This window comes from Streptococcus sp. (assembly GCF_030825805.1).
In the GTDB taxonomy this organism is placed as follows: Bacteria; Bacillota; Bacilli; order Lactobacillales; family Streptococcaceae; genus Streptococcus.
Genome location: NZ_JAPJPF010000002.1, coordinates 47722 through 69629 on the forward strand (window position 1 = coordinate 47722; position 21908 = coordinate 69629).

The 21908-nt window shown below is 45.7% G+C and carries 16 protein-coding genes; 14 read left to right on the forward strand and 2 right to left on the reverse strand.

Features of this window, described 5'->3' with window-relative positions; translation table 11 throughout:
* Positions 1–4: 4 nt before the first annotated feature.
* Positions 5–2719 (reverse strand): DEAD/DEAH box helicase family protein, encoded by a 2715-nt coding sequence (locus RCH62_RS00765; RefSeq protein WP_306474389.1) that lies wholly within the window; start codon positions 2717–2719, stop codon positions 5–7.
* A 157-nt stretch (positions 2720–2876) separates the two neighbouring features.
* Here RCH62_RS00765 and RCH62_RS00770 point away from each other — a divergent pair, with 157 nt between their 5' ends.
* From RCH62_RS00770 to RCH62_RS00805, 8 genes are all read left to right on the forward strand, one after another.
* Entirely contained in the window at positions 2877–3641 is a 765-nt protein-coding gene (locus RCH62_RS00770; protein WP_306474390.1) for a nucleoside phosphorylase, read from the forward strand.
* A 31-nt stretch (positions 3642–3672) separates the two neighbouring features.
* A complete protein-coding gene (locus RCH62_RS00775; RefSeq protein ID WP_306474391.1) occupies positions 3673–5055 on the forward strand; it encodes a TrkH family potassium uptake protein in 1383 nt (460 codons plus the stop codon).
* Between the two features lie 9 nt (positions 5056–5064).
* On the forward strand, positions 5065–5733 hold the full coding sequence (locus RCH62_RS00780) for a TrkA family potassium uptake protein (RefSeq protein WP_120702035.1): 669 nt from the start codon (positions 5065–5067) through the stop codon (positions 5731–5733).
* Between the two features lie 137 nt (positions 5734–5870).
* The gene (locus tag RCH62_RS00785; protein ID WP_306474410.1) at positions 5871–6635 is read left to right on the forward strand and encodes a CPBP family intramembrane glutamic endopeptidase; all 765 of its coding nucleotides are present in this window, start codon (positions 5871–5873) and stop codon (positions 6633–6635) included.
* A 135-nt stretch (positions 6636–6770) separates the two neighbouring features.
* Complete coding sequence (gene rexB, locus RCH62_RS00790) at positions 6771–10049, forward strand: ATP-dependent nuclease subunit B (RefSeq protein ID WP_306474392.1); 3279 nt, start codon at positions 6771–6773, stop codon at positions 10047–10049.
* Positions 10046–13726, forward strand: coding sequence for a helicase-exonuclease AddAB subunit AddA (gene addA, locus RCH62_RS00795; RefSeq protein ID WP_306474393.1), 3681 nt, complete (start codon positions 10046–10048; stop codon positions 13724–13726). Before rexB ends, addA begins: the two co-directional genes overlap by 4 nt.
* Complete coding sequence (locus RCH62_RS00800) at positions 13723–14028, forward strand: DUF4298 domain-containing protein (RefSeq protein WP_048717326.1); 306 nt, start codon at positions 13723–13725, stop codon at positions 14026–14028. The genes addA and RCH62_RS00800 overlap by 4 nt, the downstream gene beginning before the upstream one ends.
* A gap of 504 nt (positions 14029–14532) precedes the next feature.
* Positions 14533–16458, forward strand: a complete 1926-nt coding sequence (locus tag RCH62_RS00805) for an LPXTG cell wall anchor domain-containing protein (RefSeq protein ID WP_306474394.1) — start codon at positions 14533–14535, stop codon at positions 16456–16458.
* Positions 16459–16504: 46 nt separating this feature from the next.
* Here the strand turns inward: RCH62_RS00805 and RCH62_RS00810 are convergent, their stop codons facing one another.
* Positions 16505–16675: a DUF3042 family protein gene (locus tag RCH62_RS00810; protein WP_003002781.1), complete on the reverse strand. Its 171-nt coding sequence runs from the start codon at positions 16673–16675 to the stop codon at positions 16505–16507.
* Positions 16676–16758: 83 nt separating this feature from the next.
* On the opposite strand from RCH62_RS00810, the gene miaA reads away from it, so the two are divergent.
* Genes miaA through RCH62_RS00840 form a run of 6 tightly spaced genes read left to right on the forward strand, consistent with a single transcriptional unit; the run spans position 16759 to position 21908 of the window.
* On the forward strand, positions 16759–17649 hold the full coding sequence (miaA, locus tag RCH62_RS00815) for a tRNA (adenosine(37)-N6)-dimethylallyltransferase MiaA (protein WP_306474395.1): 891 nt from the start codon (positions 16759–16761) through the stop codon (positions 17647–17649).
* Positions 17636–18886, forward strand: a complete 1251-nt coding sequence (hflX, locus tag RCH62_RS00820) for a GTPase HflX (RefSeq protein WP_048691349.1) — start codon at positions 17636–17638, stop codon at positions 18884–18886. The genes miaA and hflX overlap by 14 nt, the downstream gene beginning before the upstream one ends.
* A complete protein-coding gene (locus tag RCH62_RS00825; RefSeq protein ID WP_373689703.1) occupies positions 18870–19490 on the forward strand; it encodes a cystathionine beta-lyase in 621 nt (206 codons plus the stop codon). Before hflX ends, RCH62_RS00825 begins: the two co-directional genes overlap by 17 nt.
* A gap of 10 nt (positions 19491–19500) precedes the next feature.
* On the forward strand, positions 19501–20430 hold the full coding sequence (gene rnz / locus RCH62_RS00830) for a ribonuclease Z (RefSeq protein ID WP_306474397.1): 930 nt from the start codon (positions 19501–19503) through the stop codon (positions 20428–20430).
* Position 20431: 1 nt separating this feature from the next.
* A complete protein-coding gene (locus RCH62_RS00835; protein WP_306474398.1) occupies positions 20432–21187 on the forward strand; it encodes an SDR family oxidoreductase in 756 nt (251 codons plus the stop codon).
* Between the two features lie 10 nt (positions 21188–21197).
* The gene (locus tag RCH62_RS00840; RefSeq protein ID WP_306474399.1) at positions 21198–21908 is read left to right on the forward strand and encodes a class I SAM-dependent methyltransferase; all 711 of its coding nucleotides are present in this window, start codon (positions 21198–21200) and stop codon (positions 21906–21908) included.

A 21908-nucleotide genomic window follows, 5' to 3' on the forward strand; every position in this document is an offset into this window, starting at 1 on the left:
GTTCTTATTTCAAATCCGACATCACTTGTTTCTTGGTGAAGGTGCGCTCTTGTTTGTTAGCCAAGGCCTTGATGCGTGCATCTAAAAGAACAGCACGGCCTTCGGCGCTTCTGGTATAGACGAGGTCATACTTACCTAGGCTCTTTCGGATTTGCTCGACAAAGGCTTGGGCCTCCTCTTTTCGCTTATCAAAGAGGCTTGGCACGGCGAAGTATTCTGTCTGGTCGGATACTTTTTCCTGAGCTTTTAGGATGTAACGCTGGTTTTCAATCGGTGCGAAAAATTCGATCATGGTTTGCGAGAAGAGTTCTTTCTCTCGCATGGTTCCGCCCTTCATATAGATCAGCGTGTTGATGGCATCCTTCCTATCTCGGACCACTTGGATGCGGGTCTCCTGGGTTTGAATCTGGCCAGAAGCTAATAAGGCTTGACGGACAGCTTCTCCAAATACTTCCATGCGTTTATAAGGACTCTTATAGAGGTAGTAGCGTAGCCAAGCAAGGAGTGCGAGAACAGCTAAGACGAATAGAAGAATAAGAGAAACAGTGTTCCTTCCACCTCTATGTGAGTAGTAAATAAGGTTGGCGAAAGCATCGGTCAAAGCAGCAGCCGTCAGCCAGCGAGCTAGCTTTCTGGCATCAAAAAATAGGGCCAGAGGCAGGAAGTGTTTATCCACTTGGACCTCGTTTGCAATCTCCATATTCTCAAGAATCGGAAGAGCTTTTTGCCAGTCATCCCGAAGTTCTTGACGATGAGTGGAGCGCTCTAAGGACTCTTCGTTGAGTTTCTGTAACTGTTTTTTAGTATAGCGGATATTGTCAAAGGATAGACGTTCGATTCCGGATTCGATAAAGGGTTCCTTGTAGTGGAGGCCTAAAAATTGCTTCATCCGTCTCTCTAAAAGCTCTAGATCAGGACTGTATTCTTTCAGTTGATCAGTGATGGCTTCGATCTCTTCCTTTTCAAGATCTGACTTTTCATACCATTTCTTTGAGGAAAGATTGATGGAGACCAGATGCCAGATGTTACTGGTCTTGTCTGGATCCTCAGGCCACACTCGGATGGCACGGCCTCGCATTTGGTTGCTGAGCATAAAGCTACCGACAAAGCTCGCTAGGATCAGGGAGTTGACACAAGGAGCATCCCAGCCTTCTCCTAGAAGAGACTTGGTTCCAATCACGACTTGGATGAGTCCCTCTTGAAAGAGCTGAGTCACAGCTGTCACCAAATCATGTTGAGAACCAACCAAGCGAATCTTGAGAAAGTCATCAGGAGATAATTGGCCGACATTTTGGTAAGTCAGTCGATTCGCTCCTAGAAGCTCTTCTAGTTTTGGCTTAGCAACTGTTGGGATGATGACGATAGTACCTGTTAAGACAGCGATGGCAGGAGGGGTCGTTAGCTCTATGCTTTCCCTGCGAATGGATTCAAAATACGAGAGAACTCCCAACTGAGTGAATTGGGCGTCCGTGTCCCCTAGATGAACTTCAAAGTCTTGGCGAATATAGTCTGTTAAAACCAGTTGGCGCAGTTGGCTTCCAAGAGCCTGGTATTCCGCCTTGAAAATCTCTCGAACCGCATTGAGTTTTCCAAGGGATTGGTTCAGCAGGAGGTCTTGTTTTTTGTTGCGGACCAGTTTGACTTGTTTTCGATCGATCAAGCTGGCTGCTTTTAATTCATGAAGCAGTTGCTTCTCGTATTCCTCAGGTAGATTGTACCAGTGAGGCACCTGAAAGAGCAGACCTTGCAGGAGAATTTCAAGCCAGTCCAGGGTGAAAGCAGGTAGTTTCTTGGCTCCTAAAAGGTCCTGGAAACGTTTGGGAAAGTCAATTCCCTTGCTTCGAAGAAAGATCAGGGTAGCAGAGAGATACTTGGGCTCATTGAGCAATTCATCATCACTAATCTGACCAGATAAGGCCTGACAGGATTGCAGGTGTTGGCAAAAGAGGGGATCGGAAGTCAATTGTTGTAAGAGAGCATTCTTTTGTTGGCTAAAGGCGTCCAACTGAGCCTGCTCTTCCTTGGTTGGAAAGGCAAAGTAGACATAGTCTTGGTGGGGACAAAGGGTCTCTTCCTTTACCAATTCGGGAACCGTGATTTCCTCATCAATCTCCCCACACATGCGGATATAGCGTTCCCAAAGAGTAGGGTCCCCTTCATAGGGAGGGGTAGCAGTGAGGGAGATCATCTTTAAGTCAGGGAAGGCTTGGCGAAAGGCTTCCAAACTCTTCCACCATTCATTGCGCAGGTGGTGACACTCATCTAAACAGAGGGTTCCAAGTGAGATTTCTTTGAAAGTAGAAAAGATGTCAAAGCCTTTGAAATCAAATGTTTCAATCTCTGCCTGGTCATCGGTATCTTCAGCTTGCGATTGACCGACGATTTGGTTCATGGCACTGTGTAGGGCTTGATAGGTAGCCACTGTAATCAGCTTAGGATGTTTAAGATTCTGAGAGATCAATTGCTCCGCTTGGCTTTCATCTTTCAAGAATGCTTGGATAATCCGGTCGACCCATTGTTGACGAATGGTGACCGTAGGTGCCAAGATCAGGGTTGGTTGCCCAAAGCGTCGGATGAATTCAATTCCTAGGGTTGTTTTTCCAGAGCCAGGAGCTGCTACCAAATGCAGGTGGCCATCCGCCATAAAAGCCTCACTCTTATCGAGAACGCGTTTTTGATAGTGTCTCCATTGTCCTGTAAAAGCTAGTTCTTGTAACATTGTTTTCCTCCCTTGTACTGTCCCCATTATATCATAGTTCATAGTATTCAGTTATATGGGGAGTTGCTGTGGAAGGAAAATTGTCCTTTTCGCTATCTCTCCTTGACACAGGATAGATGGGCTTATATAATGTTACAAACGAGTTTGGAGGAAAAAGATGATCCATAAGCATGAAATTCCTATTTTAGAGTTTGACGACAACCCACAAGCAGTCATTATGCCGACCCATGAGGGGCTTGATCTACACCTGCCTGAAAAATGCATCTATGCTTTCTTGGAGGATGAGATTGATCGCTTTGCGAAAGTTGTAGGAGCCAAACAAGTAGCTAGCTTTGTCTCAGCTACCAAGACTTATCCGGTCTATGTCATGGACCACCAAGGAGAGGAAATCTGCTTGGCCCAAGCGCCAGTCGGATCAGCGCCTGCTGCTCAATTCATGGATTGGTTGATTGGCTATGGGGTGAAGAAGATGATTTCGGCAGGTAGCTGTGGCGTCTTGGTGGATATGGAGGAAAATGCCTTTATAATCCCGACCAAGGCCTTGCGAGATGAGGGGGCTAGTTACCATTATGTGGCTCCTTCTCGTTATATAGAAGTGGATCGTCGGGCACTGACTGCCATTGAAAGGGTTCTAAAACAAGCGTCCATTCCCTATCAAGAAGTGATGACTTGGTCGACGGACGGCTTTTATAGAGAAACGCCCGACAAGGTGGCCTATCGCATTGAAGAAGGGTGTAGCGTTGTGGAGATGGAGTGTGCCTCACTTGCAGCAGTAGCCCAGCTTCGTGATGCGGTTTGGGGCTTGCTCCTCTTTACCGCAGATTCTCTTGCAGACCTGGAAAATTATGACCAGCGTGACTGGGGATCTGAAGCATTCGATAAAGCCTTAGAATTGTGCCTAGAAATGGTTCTTCACTTGTAGGTCTATACTCTTTTTATGATACAATGAAGCTATGTTAGTCAAATTATTTTTTAAACAATGGAAGGCCAAGCTGACTGGCCTGTCTCCGGCAAGGCGAATCTTTCTTAGCTTTGCCTTGGTTATCTTGATTGGCTCCCTCCTATTGAGTCTGCCTTTTGTTCAGCAAGCAAGCTCAAAAGCAGGCTATATCGACCACCTTTTTACAGCAGTCTCCATGGTCTGTGTGACAGGGCTCTTTACCCAATCAGTAGCTTCGACCTACAATGCCTGGGGGCAGTTGGTCTGTATGCTCTTGATTCAGATTGGTGGCCTGGGGATTTTGACCTTTATCGGTCTCTTCTTTATGGAAAGTCGTCAAAAGCTTAGCTACAAGGACCGACAGACCATCCGGGACAGCTTTAGTTTTAGCAATAACCAGAGCTTGGCCCGTTTTGTCCGTTCTATTTTCATAACCACCTTTACCATCGAAGGACTGGGGGCCTTGCTCCTCATGATTCGCTTCATTCCTCGCTTCGGCTGGGGGCATGGAATCTTTAACTCCATCTTTGTCGCGATTTCAGCTTTTTGTAATGCGGGCTTCGATAATTTTGGGGGCGATAGTATGATGAGTTTCCAGACCGATTGGCTGGTGAACCTGACCTTGTCTGCCCTTATTATTACTGGTGGATTGGGCTTTATGGTTTGGTTTGACCTCGCTACCAAGGCCCGCAATCAATCAGGACGGCGGACTCTTCGCTTCCATACCAAGGTGGTTCTCTGGTTAACAGCTGCGATCCTCCTCTTTGGGACAGTAACCAGTCTCTTGACCGAGTTTGATAATCCGGCATCCATTGGGTCCCTCCCCTTAGGAGAGAAAATTTTAGTCAGCTTTTTCCAAACCGTCAGCATGCGGACAGCTGGTTTTGCTTCCTTAGATTATACAGCAGTCCGGCCAGTGACGCTCTTCGTCTATCTCTTGCAGATGTTTTTAGGTGGAGCACCAGGTGGGACAGCAGGGGGCATGAAGATCACAACCTTCCTGGTCCTCTTGCTCCTGGCTCGGAAGGAACTATTGGGGCTACCACATACCAATTTAGGAAAACGTACGATTTCACCAGACATTGTTCAACGTTCCTTTGGGACAGCGGTGATTTTCCAGTTGACCTTCTTAGTGGGGCTATTAGGAATCTGTTTGGTGACGCCGGATGGCCAACGCTTTATTTATTTGGTCTTTGAGGTGGTATCCGCTCTAGCGACAGTGGGAGTGACCGCCAATGTAACCTCAACCTTAAATGGAGCTGGACTAGGCATTATCATGGTCCTCATGTTTATCGGACGGATTGGTCCTTTGACCCTCATGGTTAGCTTGAACAATTACCAAGCCAAGAAAGCAGATACCTTGCAGTATGCCAAGGCAGACATCATTATCGGATAGGAGAAACTTATGGAGAATCGAACCATTGGAATTTTAGGATTAGGAATTTTTGGACAGAGTGTCCTGAAAACCCTACAGGACCAGGATGTGGATATTATTGCAATTGATGATCACGAAGATGTGATTAATCAGTATGAATCCATGATTACAACTGGAATTGTTGGAGACATTACGGAGTTGGACCTCTTGGATGCAGCAGATATTGGGAACTGTGACACAGTCGTGATCGCGACGGGTGAAAACCTGGAGTCCAGTGTGCTGGCTGTTATGCACTGTAAGTCACTTGGCGTCGAGCATGTCATTGCCAAGGTCAAGAATGAAGTGACCAAGGAAGTCCTTGAGAAGATTGGGGCTGATTTGGTCATCCTACCAGAGGTGGAAGCGGGAATGTCCCTAGCCAAGATGATTCTCTTCCAACATGGGATTGAAGTTTTCCAGTTGGATGAAGAAGTGGTGGTGGTCGAGTTTACGGTTCCAGCTAGCTGGGTAGGAAAAAGCATCCAAGACTTGGAAATCAGAGACCAATATCAACTCAATATTATTGGCTATCGAGATGCGGAAGACCAGCCTTTGCGAAGTCAGATTGGTCCCGACTTTATCTGGCCAGAAGGGGTGCGCGTGATGGCGGTGACAGACAACCAATATCTGGATAGAATCCAAGACCTCTTAGAAGAATAGAAATATAGAAACGGCCAAATGGTCGTTTTTTACTGATATGATTTTATTACTAACTAAGAATTAAAGTTTCTTTAAGCATATTCTACTATAGTAGAACTATCAAAAACACTTCCATTATGGGAATAGAAGGATGAATGATGAAAATTTTAAAGTTGATAGGACCTGAAAAGCCTTTAAAAGAGCTTAAGTGGTTTGATATCGCTATTGTGACTGCGATCATGTTTGGGCAGTTTATTGTATGGTCTACAGAACTCTTCCTTGCCAGTCTTCAACCAGTTGCTCAAACGGTGACCAGTGTAGCAGAAACGACGACTGAAACAGCTAGGGATGGGGCAGCATACTCGAGCAACTTTACCCTGCAGATCATCTTATTAACTCTCGCCTTTGCCTACTTACTTCTCCGGAATTTTGATTTTAAACAGCTACCGATTCGTTTTAAATGGTCCGTCCTCTTTTGGGTACCTTTGATCTTTGCCATTGTTGGGCTATTTGGGGATATCGTGACAACGGTGAGTGGAGAGTATGATTACTTCAATATCAATCTCCTCCCATTTATCGATCCCATGCAGATTATTCACAAGTTCTTAGCGCTTAGTCCCATGGCGATTGCTTATGCCTTGCTGAATGGTTTCTACGAAGAGTTCTTCTTCTTGGGAGTCATGACATCTGTTAATGACAAGTACAAGTGGTGGGCACTGGCTTATTCGACCTTGATTCGGATTTCCTTCCATACCTACCAAGGTTTGCTTTGGGCAGTGGTCATCGGAGTGATTTATGGACTCTTCTACTATGTCCTCTACAAGAAGGTGATCAAAAACCTCTTGCCATTCTTCCTCATGCATGCTTTGGCCGATATGTTTGGCTCTAGCATCCTCTATCTTTTAATCAACTGGGGAAGTTAAAAAAATAGTTGAAAAACTGGACATGTTGTCCGGTTTTTTTAACTGCTCTGAATCACCTGAATGATGGGAAAATCCCTGTAGAAAAGGCGCAAAGATGGTATAATAGAACTATCATTTTACAGGAATCATAACATTATGAAATTAGTCTATACAGATATTCGAACCCCTTTAACCCAGGTCTTGGTGGATGAGGCCAATCGATTGGTTGAAGAAGGGAAGCGGGTCTTTTATATCGCACCCAACTCTCTATCTTTTGAGAAGGAGCGCAAAGTTTTGCAACTCCTAGACCAGAAGGCTTCTTTTGCCATCACCATTACGCGCTTTGCTCAGATGGCACGCTATTTTACACTTAATGAAAGCCACCAGCAGCAAGCGCTAGATGATATCGGTCTTGGCATGCTCTTTTTTAAGGTGCTTTCTCAGATGCCGGATGAAGAGCTCAAGGTTTATGCCCGTCTTAAGAAGGATCCCCAGTTTATCCAACAATTGATCCAGCTCTTTCATGAGTTGCAGACAGCCCAGATGACAGCATCCGACTTGGATGCCTTGCCAGATCAGGAGAAGAGAGAAGACTTGGTCCATATCTTGAAGGCTGTTCAAGACCAGTTAGTTGCAGGTTCTTTTGAGTCTGAGTCTAAGTTGGCTAGTTTTGCCTCTCATCTTATCAAGGGAGATTTGGATGAGGAGTTAAAGGATTTGGCCTTAGTGATTGATGGCTTTACCCGTTTCTCAGCCGAGGAGGACTACCTGGTTCATTTACTGCACGACAAGGGCGTAGAGATCATTATTGGGGCATACGCCAGTGAGAAAGCCTATCGCTCGACCTTTCGTGAAGGAAACCTCTACCAGGCCAGTGTGGACTTCCTGCTAGACTTGGCTAGGACCTACCAGGTCACGCCAAGCTATGTCGGTCAAGGAAAAGAGGATGCCTTTAGTCGTATAACGCGGATCTTGGAAGCTCGTTATGACTTTACAGAGGTAGAAGGTGAGCTGTCTGATCAAGACAGAGAAGCAGTAGAGATTTGGACCTGTAACCATCAAAAGGAAGAACTTGAGGCTGTAGCCCGCTCCATTCGTCAGCACCTGTATGAGGGCGCTCGTTACAAAGATATTCGAGTCCTCTTGGGGGATGTGGATGCTTATCAGCTCCAGCTCAAGACCATCTTTGACCAGTACCAGATTCCCTTTTATCTTGGAAAGAGTGAGTCCATGTCCCAGCATCCCCTGGTCCAATGGGTGGAATCCTTGGACCGTCTTCGTCGCTATCGGTTTTTGACCGAGGATGTGGTCAATCTCTTGAAGACGGGGCTCTATGGGACGCTAACACGAGAGGACATTGACCATTTCGAACAATATGTTCGCTTTGCGGAGATCAAGGGCCTGGCTGCCTTTTCTCGTGACTTTACAGCCAACCACCAGGACAAATTTGATCTAGAGCGTCTCAACCAGATTCGCCAGCAAGTCATCAATCCCCTGCAGGATTTTTACAAGACCAAGAGCCAGACCAGCCAGGGCCTAGTGAAAAAGTTTGCCCAGTTTTGTCAAGATGCCCAGTTGGCGCAAAACATGCAACAGTTAGCCAGTCGTGGCTCTGAACAGGAAATGGAACGCTATGACCAGGTCTGGAAGTCCTTTAGCCATGTGCTAGAACAATTTGCCCAGGTCTTTGATCAAATCAAGGTGACCTTAGATGATTTTCTTAGCCTTCTCTTGTCAGGGATCTTGTTGGCAAGTTATCGAACGGTCCCAGCGACTGTGGATGTAGTGACAGTCCAGTCCTATGATTTGATTGAGCCCTTATCAGCTCCTTATGTCTATGCCATTGGCTTGACCCAGGAGCGTTTCCCTAAGATTGCCAAGGACCAATCCTTGCTGACGGATGAGGAGCGTCAGGTCCTGAACCGAGCTTCAGACCAACAGGCTAATCTCCAAATTGCCAGTCAGGACAACTTACGGAAGAATCGCTTCGTCGCCCTATCTCTCTTCAATGCGGCCACCAAACAGCTGGTCTTGTCCAGCCCTATTCTTGTCAATGAGGTGGACGATAAGATGTCCTCTTACTTGCTTGAGCTGACCAAGGCACCGCTTGCTCTACCCGTCATTGAGAAGAAGGCAAGGGCCTCTAGTGAAGATATGGGGTCTTACCAGGCCCTCTTAGCTCGACTGATTGAATTGCACCAGGGAGAAATTGACCAGGAGTTGAGCAAGGAAGAAGCGACCTTCTGGGCAGTTGCCATTCGCGTTCTTCGGAAGAAATTGGCTTCAGAAGGCTTGCATATCCCACAAATCAGCCACAGCTTGACGACCAAGGTCTTAGAGGATGAGACGCTGGAAGTCCTTTATCCAAAAGGGCAGGCTCTGTCTTTATCTGCCTCAGCTCTCAACACCTACTACCAAAACCAATACAGCTATTATCTCCACTATGTCCTAGGTTTGCAGGAGGAGTGGCACTTGCGCCCAGACGCGAGAAGCCATGGGAATTTCTTGCACCGTATTTTTGAACGGGTGCTGAAAGATCCTTCAGAAGGGGATTTTGATGAGCGTTTGACCAAGGCCATTCGCGAAACCAGCCAGGAGACAGAGTTTGCTCTCCTTTATCAGGAGAATGCTATGGCCGCTTTTTCAAAAGAATTGCTCCTGGATACAGCTCGGGCGACTGGTCGTGTCCTCGCTCACAATGACAGTATTGAAACCATTGGAGAAGAAGCTCTCTTCGGCCGAGAAGATCGTCCCTTCTTAACCTTAGAAGATGGTCGTCCGCTCTTGGTCAAGGGCAAGGTCGATCGGATTGATCGGCTGTCTGACACAGGGGCCTTGGGAGTGGTGGACTACAAGTCCAGTGAGACCAAGTTTAACTTTGAGAAGTTCTATAATGGCCTCAACTCCCAGCTGCCAACCTATCTGTCTGCTATCAAAGACTTTCAGGTTTTTGATCCTGACAAGGGAATTTTCGGCGCCATGTACTTGCAGATGACGGATCCTTTGGTGCCTCTCAAGGATACCAAGGCGGTCGAAGATGCTGTCCAAGCCGTCCTAAAATCCCAGCAGTATAAGGGGCTCTTCTTGGCAGACCAAGCCAGTCAATTAGGGGAGAGCTATGAGAAAAACAAGGCCATGTTGCTGAGTCAAGAGGAGCTAGATCTGCTCTTACTCTACAATGCCCATCTCTATCAACAAGCAACCCAGGGCATCTTATCGGGTGACTTTGCTATCAACCCTTATACTGAAAATGGTCGAAGCATTGCTCCATATGTAGAACAATACAAATCGATTACGGGATTTGAAGCCAATCTCCACTTGGGACAAGCCCGTTTCTTGGAGAAACTGGATCCAAGACAGTACGAGAAACGCCCAGTTGGTGACAAGCTCCGCCAGGCCTGGATAGAAAAAATGAAGGAGGAATTGAATCAATGAAACCAATTGAATTTTTAAGTCCCGTTCAGATTCAAGACCTCAAAATCCAGGAGGCCCAGTCTAACAAGGAACAAAAACGGACCCCTGAGCAGATAGAAGCCATCTATTCGTCAGGGACCAATATCCTGGTCTCGGCTTCGGCTGGTTCTGGGAAGACCTTCGTCATGGTTCAACGGATCCTGGATCAGTTGCATCGGGGGATTTCTATCCAGCAATTGTTCATCTCGACCTTTACCGTCAAGGCAGCGACTGAGCTCAAGGAACGCTTAGAAAAAGAGTTAGAGAAGAGCCTCAAGTCTACCAAGGATGAGGAGCTCAAGCGCCACTTGGCTCAACAAATCGCAGAATTACCAACTAGTGATATCGGAACCATGGATGCCTTCACGCAGCGACTGGTCTCCAAATACGGCTATTTATTGGGCCTCTCGCCGACCTTCCGCATCCTTCAAAGTGCAAGCGAGCTGTACCTGCTTAAGAATGACTGTTTTGAACAAGTTTTTGAGCGCTTTTATGAGGAGCAAGGGCTTGACCGCCTCTTTAGTCGTCTAGTTAAGAACTTTACAGGAAAGGGCAAGTCGCTAGCAGGCTTTAAGGACCAGGTTTATGCCCTGGTAGATTTTCTCCAATCCACTGCGGATCCTCTCACCTGGTTGGAGGAGTCCTTTCTCAAAGGTTATCGGGATCTGGACTATGATGAAGCCTTGAACCAGTTAGCCCAAGAGGTAAAAGAGCAACTCTTTGAATTGGAATCTTTCTTTGCCTTCCATCTGGCTAATGAAGGACAAGCCTTTTCAGGAGCCAAGTACCAAGAAAATGTCACCGCTATTCAAGACTTGATTTCTAGTCTCAATGAGAAATCTAGTCAGGAAGCGATTTTTGAGGTCTTGGAGCGGGTGGTCTTGATCTCCCGTGCCAGTGGAGGACGAAGCCTGACCATCACGACACGAAAGGAAGACCTGAAAGAGTTAGCTACTACCTTTAATGACGAACGTAAAGAACGCATCGAAGCCTTGCGGGCAGCAGCTTCCCAGCACTACCAATTGACCTATCAGATTCGCTTCAAGGATGAGCCCTTGCCTTTGCTAGTCTTGCTCAGGGACTTTGTCCAAGCTTTCTCGATTGCATATTTGGAGCGCAAGAAGCAGGAAAATGCCTTTGAATTTGGCGACATCAGCCATTTTGCCATCCAGATTCTAGAAGAATTTCCTCAAATCCGCAAGCTCTATCAGGAGCGCTACCACGAGGTCATGGTCGATGAGTACCAGGATACCAACCATACTCAAGAGCGGATGTTGGAGCTCTTGTCCAATGGACACAACCGCTTCATGGTGGGAGATATTAAGCAGTCTATCTACCGCTTCCGTCAGGCGGATCCCCAGATTTTTAATGACAAGTTTAAGGCCTACCAAGAAGAAGGGGCAGATGGCAAGTTGATTCTGCTCAAGGAGAATTTCCGAAGCCATGTAGAGGTTTTAGAAGCGACCAACCATGTCTTTGAACGCCTCATGGATGAGGAAGTTGGAGAAATTCTCTATGACCAGAGCCATCGCTTGATTGCAGGCAATCCAGAGAAGAAAGAGCCGACACCGGCCTATGAGACAGAGTTCCTGCTCTATGATGGCAGTCAGGAAGCGGATGAAACAGGTGAAGAAGAGCAAGAAGGGGATAGTCTATCCTCAGGTGAAGTCCTTTTGGTCATCAAGGAGATCATCCGACTCCACAACGAAGAGGGGGTACCTTTCAAGGATATGACGCTTTTAACGGCTTCTCGGACCCGTAACGACAAGGTTCTTTCAGCCTTTGAAGCCTATCAGATTCCTATCGTTGCGGACGGGGGAGAGGAAAACTACCTCCAGTCTGTTGAGGTCATGGTCCTCTTGGATACCCTCCGCACCATTAACAATCCCTTACAGGACTATCCTTTGGTGGCCCTCATGAAATCAGCCATGTTTGAATTTGACGAGGACCAGTTGGCCCGTTTAGCCTTACAGAGAGGTGAAGGCAAAAAAGCAGAAAATCTCTATGAGAAACTGCAACTTGCCTTAGACCAGACTGGAAGTGCTCCTCAGTTGATCGATGCGAGCTTAAAAGAGAAACTCACTCGCTTTATGGAGACACTGGATGCCTGGCGTGACTATGCCCAGACGCACTCCCTTTACGATCTGCTTTGGAAGATTTACCAAGATCGCCACTATTATGATTATGTAGGTGCCTTACCAAATGGTGCCCAACGGCAGGCCAATCTCTATGCCTTGACCCTTCGGGCAAATGACTTCGAAAGCTCTAGCTTCAAGGGGTTGCCTCGCTTTATTTCCATGATTGATAAGATTTTGGAAAATCAGCACGACTTGGCCAATGTGGCCCAGGCAGTTCCTAAGGATGCTGTCCAGCTTATGACCATTCATAAGAGCAAAGGACTTGAGTTCCCCTATGTCTTTATCCTCAACACCGATAAAAAGTTTGTCGGCAAGGAACTGTCTACCAATGCTGTCATCAGTCGGAAAAACGGAGTCGGCATCAAGTATGTGGCTAGTCTTCCCGTTGAAAATGACCAGCCTGGCCTCCCAGAAGATATTCGATTGGTCATTGAGACTCTGCCTTACCAGCGAAATGTTGAGGAAATTCGTCTGGCAGCCTTGTCTGAGCAGATGCGCCTCCTCTATGTCGCTATGACCCGAGCAGAGCGCAAGCTCTATCTGGTGGGCAAGGGCCGGCAGGATAAGTTGGAAGAGAAAAAATGGGGAGCCAGTGTAAATGGACGCTTAAGTCCAGCTCTTCGCAAGGAGATCAATTGTTTCCAAGACTGGCTCTATGCCATCCAGGCAGTCTTTGCCCAGCAACACTTGTCCTATCAGACCCGCTTTGTGACCGACCAAGACTTGACGCCGGAGCAAATCGGTCACTTGGAGTTGAAGTCTTCTCTCCCAGTCGATGACCTCAAGGACAACCGGCAATCAGAAGAGATTCGCCGGGCCTTAGATGTCATAGAATCAGTGGACCGGCTCAACACCCAGTACCAAGCAGCCATCCAACTCCCTAGCGTACGGACTCCAAGTCAAATCAAAAAATTCTATGAACCCATTCAAGATATTGACGGAGTGGACTTCATGGAAAAAGCGGATCTTGCCTTACCAAGCTTTGACTTTCCAACCTTTGGCAAGGAAGAAGCTGTGACAGGGGCGGCAGTCGGTAGTGCCCTGCACGAACTGATGCAACGAATTCCATTGACGACGGTTCCAACCATGGAGAGCCTAGCAATGGTTCTCCAAGAAGTCAATGCCAGCCTAGCTGTCAAGAAGCGAATCGACCTCAAGAAGGTTTTGGCCTTCTTCCAGACCGACTTGGGCCAACTCTTGCTCAAAGAGTCCGACAAGGTCCATCGTGAAGCGCCCTTTGCCATGCTCAAGACAGATCCAGCTAGTGGCCAGGACTTTGTGGTCCGGGGGATCTTAGACGGCTACCTACTGTTGGAAGATCGGATTCTTCTCTTTGACTACAAGACAGACCGTTACCGGAACCCTCAAGAATTGCTGGATCGCTACCAAGCCCAACTGAAACTCTACGCAGAAGCCCTCCGCCGCTCATATGCTGTGGACCAGGTTGAATCCTATTTGATTTTACTGGGTGGCGAGCAGTTGCAAGTCGTTTCTCTAGCAGATAGAAAGGACAACTCATGACTCCAATTGAACGAATCCAAGAGATGGAAGGCCATCTCAACACCTACCAAGGTTTAATCGAAGAGCTCGAAGCATGTTTGAAACGGGTAGAAGCTGGCCAGTCTAGCTATATCGCCCTTCGTGATTACTACACTAGCCAGGTCTACATGGACGATGTCGAATTGTCCAACCAGCCAGACTTCCCTGAAGAGGTCTACTGTGGAGTCTTATCGGAAGATGCCGTCTACGATTTGTTGGACGAGCACTACCAAAAGGCGGTAGAGATGCTAGACCTTGCCACCAAGATGTTGAAAGAACGATAAGAACACAAAAAAACTCCGGTTTTCCGGAGTTTTTAGATTAAAGATAAATTCTTCTGAAAAACTTTCCTTAGGTGAGTACGGACGTCAGCGAACTTCTACGAAGTTCCATGACTAAATCAAGATACAAAGGGCGTCCGCGGATAAAGTCAAAATAGGAAATTTGACGCAGAATCTTTAGATTCTAGGAAGACTTATCTTTTTGACACGATTCTTAGCCCGTGTTCAATTCGTTTTGAGCCCCTTCGCTCTTTCATTTCTGGGCTCAGGCTAAAACAGTTTCCTAAACTGTTTTACTCTCAATAATTCTGAGTACCTGAAACAGATTCTGTTTCAGGTACTTTTGTCACTGCGGAAAGAAAAATATTATTAAAAGATAGTGAAGAAAACAGTAATATAGTTGCGAAGTGCTAACTTTATATATTAAGCGTTTACAATTACAACTATATAGTGTAGAATATAATTATTAAAAACACTACTTGTAGTAGTATTATTTGGGAGGTTCTTATGAACAAAAAAGTTAAAAAGGTTTTAGGTTATGGACTGGTGAGCTTAATGCTATGTGGTCCAGTGTTAGTTAGTAAAGTTGGCGCGGAAGAATCTGGATCTATCCAAACCACAGTTCAATTTAAAAATCATAAAGATGGTAGCCAGTCAGTTATAGGTAAGACAACGCCAAATACTAGATTAAGAATTGGTTATGATGGTACGGTAGAGACTGTATCCGATGGAGAAGGAAATTATGAATTGAAGATCCCAAGTGAGAGTGCTTTTAAGAATTATGAAAGGTTTACAATTTATAAAATTAATTCTGATGGAAACTCACGTTATGATACGGATGGTGTTGCAGATACTGAAGCTCCAAGTATTCCAGATTTTCATCTTATTGCAGGAGATAAAGTTATCAATGGAGAAGCAAATTACAATGATAGAGATGGAAATGCAACATTTAAAATAATTTTACCAAATGGAGATACTAAGGAGACTTCTACTGATTCTGAAGGAAGATGGGAATTCGAACTACCTGATGTCGGTCCAGGAGAAAAGATTAAAATCATATCAAGTGATAATGCAGGTAATACTTTAGAAAAAGAAATTATAGCATCAGAAGTTGAAGCGCCAGAAGTTGAAAAAAATATTCAGTTTAGCCCCAATTATCAACAATTATCAGGACGTACCTATCCAAATTCTACAGTATATGTTTTATTACCAGATGGTACTAAATTATCTGCGGAAACAGGGGATAATAGTTATTATTCGATAAATATTCCTGAAGAACACTATTTTTATAAAGGTGAAGGAAAAGCAGAGGTCTGGGTTTCAAAAAATAATAAATTTGAATCAAAAAAAATAGAAGTTGAAGGCTTTTCTGATGATGAGTCTAATTCGAATAGTGGTGTAAAGGAATTAAGTGGTACTTTATTTGTAAGGAATGATAAAAGCCAAAAATTTATGGGGTTCTCAACTACTTTTCCAAAAAATGTGTATTCATTACTTGAACTACCTGATGGATATGTAATAGAAGGTAGAACAGACGAAGCTGGATGGATAAACTTTAATATCCCAGCGGAACATGCACTTAAGAATGGTGAAAAAGGTGTTATTACTTTTAAATCACCAGGTGGAGTTTTTAAAAACGAATTTACTGCTTATATTGTTCCACCAAAAATTGGAGAGGTAAATAATGTCATAGAAGGAAACAATACAATTGGAGGATTAGTTAATCATAATATAACGGATGAAAATGCACTAAATGAAAAATCAAAAGTTTTAATCATTCATGTAATACTTCCTAATGGGACAGAACGTTTAGTTGAACCTGATAGTAAAGGAAATTGGATTTTATCAACCCAAGTATTAAAAAAAGGAGATGTCTTTAAAGTATTCACAGAAGATACAGTAGGTAATTTATCAGACTCCTATATTATTAAAGTTGGAGAGACTCCATCAGTGGTGAAACCAGAAAATAATAATAAAGAAGAACAAAAAGTAAATAGCGAACAAGGTACAAATAACGAAACTGAGAAGAAAAGTGAAAGTAAAGAAAAAGGAAAAACGGAAGTTAAACCTATTGAAGAAAAAGTAACATCAAGTTCTCAGACTAGTCAAAAAGGAACAAGTAAAGAGACTGATTTGAATAACACATCCAGTGATAAAACTTTAAACTCAAACTCTAATGTTTCAAAAGATAAGCAAACTACTTCTAATAGTGATCGTAAAGAGAACAATGGTACAGTAGTAGGTGAGAAATCTAAAACTGGATATCCTAATAATACGAATTCAGGCTTAACTTCTTCTGTTCAGAAAGTCCAAGGTAAGCAAAACAAGTCATTACCAAATACTGGTACAGTAAATCATTTATTTGCTATGATTTCAGGCCTTGTTTCATTTATAGTTGGATCAGTCATTTTTAGACTGAAAAGAAGCAACTAACAAGCACACAAAAAAAACTCCGGTTTCCCGGAGTTTTTTCTTTTGATTAGTGTGATACACGACGACGTGCTGCTTTTTTGCGGTTTTCTTCGATGAAAGCTGCTTTTTGTTCTTCAGGCTCGATTACTTTTTTCTTGAATGTGTAAACTGCACCTGCTACAGCAGCAACTGTACCAGCAACACCAGTAACAAAACCTTTACCAAATCCTTTAGCCATGAGAATTTCTCCTTTTTAGAACTTTAAATTTTTATGTTATAATATATGGTAACGAAAAAATGCGATTTTTGCAAGGAAAAACGATGAAAAACAAGATAATTGTGATAGTGGGACCGACCGCTGTTGGGAAAACAGCCCTCGCTATCGAGGTGGCCCAGCGCTTTCAGGGGGAGGTCATCAGCGGAGATAGCCAGCAGGTCTACCGCACTCTAGATATTGGAACGGCCAAGGCTAGTCCAGAAGAGCAGGCAGCAGCTCCCCATCATCTGATCGATGTCCGCGAGGTGACAGAGACTTACTCAGCCTACGATTTTGTGACAGAAGCCAGCCAAGCCATCGAGGAGATTCAAGGACGGGGGCACCTTCCTATTATTGCTGGAGGGACAGGCCTCTATGTTCAAAGTCTCTTAGAAGGTTATCACCTAGGAGGGGATGTTGCCCACGAGGACATTCTAACCTATCGGGAGTCCTTGTCCCCCCTCACTGATGAAGAACTGTTTGATCGAGTAGCAAAAGAGGGAATTGAAATTCCGCAAATCAATCGTAGACGAGCAATGCGGGCCTTGGAAATCTCCCATTTCGGTCAGGACTTGGAAAATCAAGCTCCAGCCTATGAACCCTATATCATCTGTCTAGACGATGATCGCCAAGCCTTGTATGACCGCATCAATCGACGGGTGGATCTCATGGTTGAGCAGGGCTTGTTAGAAGAAGCCCAGTGGCTCTATGACAACCATCCTGAGGTTCAGGCTGCGAAAGGGATTGGCTACAAGGAGCTCTTTCCTTATTTCAAGGGGGAGCAAAGTTTAGAAGAGGCTCTTGGACAGCTCAAGCAAAATACGCGCCGTTTTGCCAAGCGCCAGTTGACCTGGTTCCGCAATCGGATGACAGTTCATTTTTACCAGATTGGAGAAGAAGGCTTCAAGGAGCGGGTTCTTCAAGATATAGAAAGATTTTTAAATGATAGAAACTGAGAAAAAACAGGAGCGGGTCCTCATTGTCGGTGTGGAGCTCCAAGGCATGGAGAACTTTGACATGTCCATGGAGGAGTTGGCCAGTCTAGCCAAGACAGCCGGAGCAGAAGTCGTAGGGGTCTACACCCAAAAGAGAGAAAAGTACGATAGCAAGACTTTTGTCGGCTCTGGAAAGCTAGAAGAAATTGCCCAAATGGTCGATGCGGATGAGGTTTCGACAGTTGTCGTTAACAACCGTTTGACCCCTCGCCAGAATGTGAATTTAGAAGAAATCTTAGGTGTAAAGGTCATTGACCGGATGCAACTGATCTTAGATATCTTTGCCATGCGGGCACGAAGCCACGAAGGAAAGCTCCAGGTTCATCTGGCCCAGCTCAAGTACCTCTTGCCCCGTCTCGTGGGTCAAGGGATCATGCTCAGCCGTCAGGCTGGAGGGATTGGTTCCCGTGGCCCAGGGGAAAGTCAGCTGGAGTTGAACCGCCGGAGTGTCCGCAATCAAATCACCGATATCGAGCGTCAACTCAAGGTGGTCGAGAAGAACCGTGAAGTGGTACGGGAAAAACGCCTAGAATCCCCCATCTTTAAGATTGGCTTGATCGGCTATACCAACGCTGGCAAATCAACCATTATGAATGCCTTGACCAGTAAGACCCAATACGAGGCAGATGAACTCTTTGCGACCTTGGATGCCACCACCAAGAGCATTCATCTAACAGGCAATCTACAAGTAACTCTGACAGATACAGTCGGCTTTATTCAGGACTTACCGACAGAGTTGGTGACCAGTTTTAAGTCAACCCTGGAAGAAAGCAAGAATGTGGATCTCTTGGTCCATGTCATCGATGCCTCTGATCCCAACCATGAAGAGCATGAAAAAACAGTTCTTCAGATTATGAAGGATTTGGAGATGTTGGAGATTCCACGCTTGACTCTCTACAATAAAGCTGATAAAGTCGCGGACTTTACTCCGACCCAGACACCTTATCGTCTGGTTTCGGCCAAGGATCCCGATAGTCGGACTAAACTGCAGGACATTCTACTTGAAAAGATGCAGGAGCTCTTCCATCCCTTTACGATTCAGGTTCCTTTTGATCAAGCCTACCGCATCCATGAATTGGAGACCATTGCCATCTTGGCTGAGCGTTCCTATGAGGAAACTGGTGAGGTCATAACAGGCTACATCGCCCCTAAAAATGCATGGAGACTAGAGGAGTTTTACCATCATGGATTATCTTAATATCGCCCTCAGCTATGGAGGCTATACCAGTCTCGACAAGGTCTATTTGGAGCGGATCTTAGAGGGATTGACAGAAGAGCAAAAGCTCCAGTTTATCACGCCACCGCCCAGTGTGATCAATGCCTACTTCGCTGAGCTTTACCAAAAGAAGAGCCCCGAAGCAGCAACAGACTACTTTGAACAAGTCACTGAGGCCTTTGATCTCTATCAGACCAGTCCTAGCTTTGAGGAGGACAAACCCTTTGTCCGTCTCAATCTGTCTGGCAAGGCCTATGGATTTTGCTACCGAGAAAAGGGGCTGGCTCAAGTCTTTGCCCAGCAAGCAGAAGCCGTCAGCATGGATCTCTTGTTTGAGATTGCGCAAATCTTTCCTCACTACCTCGTCTATGAAGAGGAAGGCTTGATCTTGATGCGTCTGGTTAGGGATGAAGAGGTAGTCGAGACCAAGGAGTTATCAGCTTTGTCTAATCTTGAAGAGCTGGCAGATGGTAGCATCCGTCTATCTGGTTACAACCAGGACGAATTGGTTCAATTAGCCACTGCCTACCCTGGAAAAATCGCTGTTCGATCTAAGAATCGGACCGCTATGATCTATATTAGTTAGAAAGTATACAATGGAAATTCAATTTTTAGGAACGGGTGCGGGACAACCGTCCAAATCTCGTAATGTCTCTAGTCTAGCTCTCAAACTCCTGGATGAAATCAATGAAGTCTGGCTCTTTGACTGTGGGGAAGGGACGCAGAACCGAATCTTAGAAACCAGCATCCGTCCTCGAAAGGTCAGCAAAATTTTTATCACCCATTTACACGGGGACCATATCTTTGGCTTGCCAGGTTTCCTCTCTAGCCGGGCTTTTCAAGCCAATGAAGAGCAGACGGATCTAGAGATTTATGGCCCAGTCGGAATCAAGTCTTTTGTCTTGACCAGCCTGCGAGTTTCCGGTTCCCGCCTACCCTATCAGATCCATTTTCATGAGTTTGATGAAGGTTCACTTGGGAAAATCATGGAGACAGATAAGTTTACGGTCTATGCTGAGGCCTTAGACCATACCATTTTCTGTGTGGGCTATCGCATCATGCAAAAAGACCTCGAAGGAACGCTCGATGCAGACAAGCTCAAGGCAGCAGGAGTGCCATTTGGACCGCTCTTTGGCCAGGTCAAAAATGGCCAAGATGTCACTCTGGAAGATGGCACCAAGATCATTGCGGCGGACTATATCTCAGCCCCTCGACCTGGTAAGGTCATCACTATCCTGGGAGATACACGTAAGACCAATGCCAGCGTCAGACTTGCCGTCAATGCCGATGTCCTCGTACATGAGTCCACTTATGGCAAGGGCGATGAGAAGATGGCTCGTAAGCACGGACACTCGACCAATATGCAGGCGGCAGAAGTGGCGCGTGAAGCAGGGGCCAAACGCCTTCTTCTCAACCATATCAGTGCCCGCTTCCTCTCCAAGGACGTCAGCCAATTGCGAAAAGATGCAGCGACTATTTTTGAGAAGGTCCATGTGGTCAAGGACTTAGAAGAAGTGGAGATCTAAGATGCGAACCATTATCATTACAGGAGCGAGTGGAGGCTTAGCTCAGGAAATGGTCAAGCATCTCCCTGAGGACCGCCTCATTCTCCTAGGGAGAAATCAAGAAAAACTGGAAGACCTCTATGCTAGCCATCCTCAGGCCGTATGCATCGGACTTGATATTACTAATTCACATGCCCTTGAACAACTTGTAGAGGACCTGACTCACCGCTATGGCGGAATTGATGTCTTGGTCAACAATGCTGGGTATGGGATCTTTGAAGAGTTTGACCAGATCACCAATGAGCAGATTCATTCCATGTTTGAAGTCAATACCTTTGCCCTGATGAACCTCTCGCGCATCGTCGCTAAGAGAATGAAGGAAGCAGGCAAGGGGCACATCGTCAATATCGTCAGCATGGCGGGTCTCGTTGCAACTGCCAAATCCAGCCTTTATTCGGCCACTAAGTTTGCCGCCATTGGTTTTTCTAATGCCTTGCGTTTGGAACTCATGCCTTTTGGTGTCCATGTGACGACGGTCAATCCAGGCCCCATTCGGACTAGTTTCTTTGATCAGCCAGATCCTGACGGAAGCTATGTCAAGGCTGTGGACCGCTACATTTTGGAACCAGATTTTGTAGCCAAGAAGATCGTTAAAAACTTTGGAAAAGCAAAACGCGAGCTCAATCTTCCTTGGCTCTTGAACCTGACCCACAAGCTCTATACCCTATTCCCACGCATCTCGGACAAGCTCGCCAGCAAGATGTTCAATTACAAATAGGAGGAGCCAGATGGCCGCAAATATTCAAGCTTATTTAGAAAATCTCCAGCAACCCTGGGGACAGATCTATTATGATATCCTTTTTGACCAATTACAGGACATCAAGGGAAAGCGAGTGCTTGATTTTGGCAGTGGCTTTGGCCTGGTGGCCAACCACCTAGCAAAAGAAAATCAAGTCCTTGCTGTGGAGCCTAATGAAGAAATGGTAGCCTTGCGGGCCCAAGAACATTCCTACCAGCAACTGGTAGGAAGTCTGGACCAGTTAGCAAGCCTTGAAGATGCCAGCTTTGATGTCATCCTTTGCCATAATGTCTTGGAGTATGTAGAGGATCGCAAGCTAGTTCTTGAAGAATTTACCCGTCTCTTGAAACCAGATGGTCTCCTATCCATCGTCAAGCACAATGAGGTTGGACGCGTCCTGCAGACCGTCGTCTTTGAAAATGATACTCAGAAAGCGCTCGATCTCCTAGCAGGTCAGGATCTGGAAACCCACTCCATGGGCTTGGCCCAGGCCTATGATCTAGATAGAGCAGTAGAAGACCTAGCCCTCGAAGTTCAGGACTACCAAGGAATTCGTGTCTTTTACGCCTTGCAGGACAATCGCTTCAAGAGCGAAGAAGGCTGGAGACAGTCTATGCTCAAAATGGAGCTGGCCGTTTGCCAAGAGTCCCCTTACAGAGATATCGCCTTCTTCAAGCACTATAGCTTAAAAAGGAGTTAA